This window comes from Bradyrhizobium altum, assembly GCF_020889705.1.
GTDB lineage: Bacteria > Pseudomonadota > Alphaproteobacteria > Rhizobiales > Xanthobacteraceae > Bradyrhizobium > Bradyrhizobium altum.
Genome location: NZ_JACMYP010000439.1, coordinates 1 through 4,177, shown reverse-complemented (window position 1 = coordinate 4,177; position 4,177 = coordinate 1). Strand labels below are relative to the sequence as shown.

The following is a 4,177-nucleotide window of genomic DNA, read 5'->3' as shown; positions in this document are numbered from 1 at the left end:
CGCGCAGGGCCCGCGCGATCTGACGCCCGACCCGTCCGGCCGCGCGGTCGACCGCACCGAGTGAGGGGATGCTGATGGTGGCGCGCAGGCGGGGCATAGTGGACCAGTCATAATGATCGAAAGTGGCCCTTATCATAGGCCACTTCGGCGCTATGGTGCGAGCAGCAATTGATGAGGTCTTCGATGTATCTGCCGCCGCATTTCAAGATGGATGAGCTCGGCCCGATCCACGCCGCGATGCGGGCCTCAAAACTCGCGACACTGGTTACCGCGACCGCGGACGGGCTGATCGGAACGCCGCTGCCGCTGATCCTCAATGAAAACGAGGGCGATTACGGCACGCTGTACGGTCACGTCGCGCGGCCCAATCCGCAATGGAAGCTGCCCGCCGTGGGTGAGGCGATGGCGATCTTCATGGGGCCCGACGCCTATGTGACGCCGTCCTGGTATGTGACCAAGGCCGAGCACGGCAAGGTGGTGCCGACCTGGAATTACCTCGCCGTGCACGCCTACGGTGCGGCCGAGTTCTTCGAGGACGCGGACCGGCTGCTCGATGTCGTGACGCGACTGACCCGGTTGCACGAGAGTACGCGCAAGGAAGTCTGGCAGGTCAGCGATGCGCCCGATGATTTCATCAAGGCGCAGCTGCGCGGCATCGTCGGCTTCCGGATGCCGATCACACGGATCGACGCCAAGAAGAAGATGAGTCAGAACCGCAAGCTCGAGGATCGCGCCGGTGTCATCGCGGGCCTAGGCGCCAGCGACAATCCCGTTGATCACGAAGTCGCGGCGATGATCCCGGCGAACTGACGAAAGCCTTCGATGGAATTGTACCTTGCCTTTGCGATCACGACCGCGACCTTCGCGCTGATCCCGGGTCCGGCGATGCTTTATGCCGCGGCCCGCACTTTGGCGGGCGGCCGGCGTGCGGGGCTGATGGCCTCGCTTGGCCTGCATCTCGGCGGCTACGTTCATGTCATCGCCGCGGCCGCCGGCCTCGCGCTTCTGTTTCATGCGGTGCCGCCGCTATTCACAGCGATGAAGCTCGCCGGTGCGGCCTATCTGGTCTGGCTCGGGCTGTCGCTGTTTCGCGATCGCGACAGTACAAAGCGCCCTGAGCTTGCGCCGCTTTCCGCGGAGCGCGCCTTCGCGCAGAGCATCGTCGTCGAGGTGCTCAATCCGAAGACTGCGATCTTCTTCCTGGCGTTCCTGCCGCAGTTCGTCGATGCGTCGGCAAGCCTGCCGGTCTGGGTCCAGCTGTTCCTGCTCGGCACCATCGTCAACCTGACGTTCTCGGCGGTCGATATCGTCTGCGTGTTTTTCGCCAGCGCCGTGATGGCGAAGCTGCAGCGCTCCCGGAGGTCACAGCAGATCATGCAACGGATCGGCGGCAGCATGCTGGTCGCACTCGGCGCGCGGCTCGCCTTCCAGGATCGGTAGGGCCACGGCGGTCCATCTGCAAGTGCCCGCCTCGCGCGCGTGCCACTGAGTTGCCCGACGGCGCAAGCCCCTCACGCAAAAATATTTCGCTTTATCAGAAAAGCAACTCAGTGTATGAATTGCCCGTCTCACCCGATCGAGGGACGCTGCGCATCGTCACGGGTGTTGCGGTGAGATGCGGTGGACGCCGAGTGTGCGACTGACGAGAGCATGCGACGCGGACGGTGAAGTCGTGTGGTCCTGACGCCCCAGCGGCTGGTGTCCTCTTGCAAGACGCGTAAGCGTCTTTGCAAGGGCGGTGACAAACAAGCCCGGTCTCACCGGGGAGAGCACGAAATAAGCCGTAACCCATCGCGCAGGGAAAGCCGGATTGCTCCGGTTACACCTGTGGTCCTACCTCCCGAGCTTTCCATTTGCTCGGGACCCATGGGTGCGATCGGCACCCGGCTTTCCCTGCGCCCTCTGGTAACGGAGAGGGCGAAGCGAGATGCAGAACTCGGACGATTCATGTCGCGAGAATGCGGATGCGTGGCTCACAAGTGGTGCAACAAACTCAGTGTCGTCCCGGGCTTGACCCGGGACCCATAGCCATAAATGGCAATTGTTGCGCGACGCTGGAGCTACAGCCCTCTTCAACAACACAACCCTGTGGTTATGGGTCCTGGCTTTCGCAGGGACGACGCATGGAGCGAGCCGCGCGCTCGTCCGCCCGGCCGATCCTGAGCAGCCCAAAACAAAAACGCCCCCGAGACGGAGGCGTTTTGCGTTTGATCGCGAGGGCGATCCCGAAGCGGACTTTAGTCCTTCTTGAGGAAGCCCGAAAACTTCTTCTGGAAGCGCGACACACGGCCGCCGCGGTCCATCAGCTGCTGGGTACCGCCGGTCCAGGCCGGGTGCGACTTGGGGTCGATGTCGAGGTTCAGCGTGTCGCCTTCCTTGCCCCAGGTGGAGCGGGTCAGGTACTCGGTGCCGTCGGTCATGACGACCTTAATCGTATGATAATTCGGATGAATATCGGCTTTCATGACAGTTCCTTCGGCGCGCCAGCGCCCGTCTCAAGACATCTAGGTACGGGATTTGGGCGGCTCTATAACCCATGGTGCCCGCCAAAACAAGCCAAGAAAGGGCTTAAGATCATCACCGGATTGGGACTTTACCAGATTTGCCAGCCGGGGGTCGGCGGGCCTATGTGGGGGGCAATAGAACCGGTCTAGATAATGAGTGTAGCCGAACAGCTTGAGACCCCTCGCGGCACCCCCGAGCCGCCGCGCGACGCGTTGCTCGATGAGGAGGCCTTCATCGAGGGCCAGATCATGGAGCCGGCGAAGAGCCGTGCCCGCTTGCGACCCCTGCTTGCGCTCGCGCCCTATGTGGCGCGCTACAAGGGGCGGGCGATCCTCGCGCTGATCTCGCTGACGATCGCGGCGATCACCACGCTGATCGTGCCGGTCGCGGTGCGGCGGATGATCGACCTCGGCTTCACGCCCGAAGGCATCGCGATGATCAACAGCTATTTCAGCGTGATGATCGCGGTCGTCGCGGTGCTCGCCGGTGCCAGCGCCTCGCGCTACTACCTCGTCATGACGATCGGTGAGCGCATCGTCGCCGATCTCCGGCGCGACGTGTTCGCGCATCTGATTTCGCTGTCGCCCTCGTTCTTCGATTCCGCACGGAGCGGCGAACTGGTGTCGCGGCTTACCGCCGACACCACGCAGATCAAGTCCGCGGTCGGCGCATCGGTGTCGATCGCGCTGCGCAATCTGATGCTGTTCTTCGGCGCCGCCGCGATGATGGTGATCACGAGCCCGCGGCTCTCGGGCTTCGTTCTGCTCGCGATTCCGATGATCGTGATTCCGCTGGTCGCGTTCGGCCGCTGGGTGCGGCGATTGTCGCGCAACGCCCAGGACACGCTGGCCGATGCCAGCGCTTATGCCTCCGAGCTGGTCAATGCGATCCGCACCGTGCAGGCCTATACCGGCGAACGGCTCGCCAGGGCGCGCTTTGCCCGCGAGGTCGAGCAGGCCTATGACGCCGCGCGCAGCTCGACCAAGGCGCGCGCGATGCTGACACTGATCGTCATCTTCATCGTGTTCGCCAGCGTCGTCGTGATCCTCTGGGTCGGGTCGCACGACGTGCTGGTCGGCGCCATCAGCCCGGGCCGGCTCGGCCAGTTCATTCTCTATACGGCCTTCGCAGCGAGCGGCCTCGGTCAGCTCAGCGAGGTCTGGGGCGAGGTCTCGGCCGCATCGGGCGCCGCCGAACGGCTGTTTGAGATTTTGCGCGTCAGGCCACAGATCGCAGCTCCCGCGTCGCCGCGCGCACTGCCGCAGCCCCCGCGCGGCGATGTCGGCTTCGACAATGTCAGCTTCGCTTATCCGACCCGGCCCAACGCGCTTGCGGTCGACGGCGTGTCGCTGCAGGTGCGCTCCGGCGAGAAGGTCGCAATCGTCGGCCCGTCGGGCGCCGGCAAGAGCACGCTGTTCCACCTGCTGCTGCGCTTCTACGATCCGAAATCGGGCACCATCTCGCTCGACGGCGTGCCGATCCGGCAGGCCGATCCGGCCGACGTGCGCGCGCGGATCGCGCTGGTGCCGCAGGATTCCGTGGTGTTCGCCGCGAGCGCCCGCGACAACATCCGGTTCGGCCGGCCCGATGCCACCGACGCCGAGGTCGAGCGCGCCGCCGATCTCGCGCATGCCACCGAATTCCTGCGCCGGCTGCCCGGCGGCTTCGACGC

General features: G+C 64.6%; 4 protein-coding genes. 3 read left to right on the top strand and 1 reads right to left on the bottom strand.

Annotation, left to right across the window (positions count from 1 at the left end; translation table 11 throughout):
• Positions 1-183: 183 nt before the first annotated feature.
• Positions 184-810, top strand: coding sequence for an FMN-binding negative transcriptional regulator (locus tag H8B02_RS45780; protein WP_092123182.1), 627 nt, complete (start codon positions 184-186; stop codon positions 808-810).
• Between the two features lie 12 nt (positions 811-822).
• Positions 823-1,440, top strand: coding sequence for a LysE family translocator (locus tag H8B02_RS45775; RefSeq protein WP_229172289.1), 618 nt, complete (start codon positions 823-825; stop codon positions 1,438-1,440).
• A gap of 797 nt (positions 1,441-2,237) precedes the next feature.
• Here the strand turns inward: H8B02_RS45775 and rpmE are convergent.
• Complete coding sequence (gene rpmE, locus H8B02_RS45770) at positions 2,238-2,465, bottom strand: 50S ribosomal protein L31 (RefSeq protein WP_016845230.1); 228 nt, start codon at positions 2,463-2,465, stop codon at positions 2,238-2,240.
• A gap of 192 nt (positions 2,466-2,657) precedes the next feature.
• On the opposite strand from rpmE, the gene H8B02_RS45765 reads away from it, so the two are divergent.
• Positions 2,658-4,177, top strand: a 1,520-nt coding sequence (locus H8B02_RS45765) for an ABC transporter transmembrane domain-containing protein (protein ID WP_229172288.1), incomplete at its 3' end; no start/stop codon positions are given.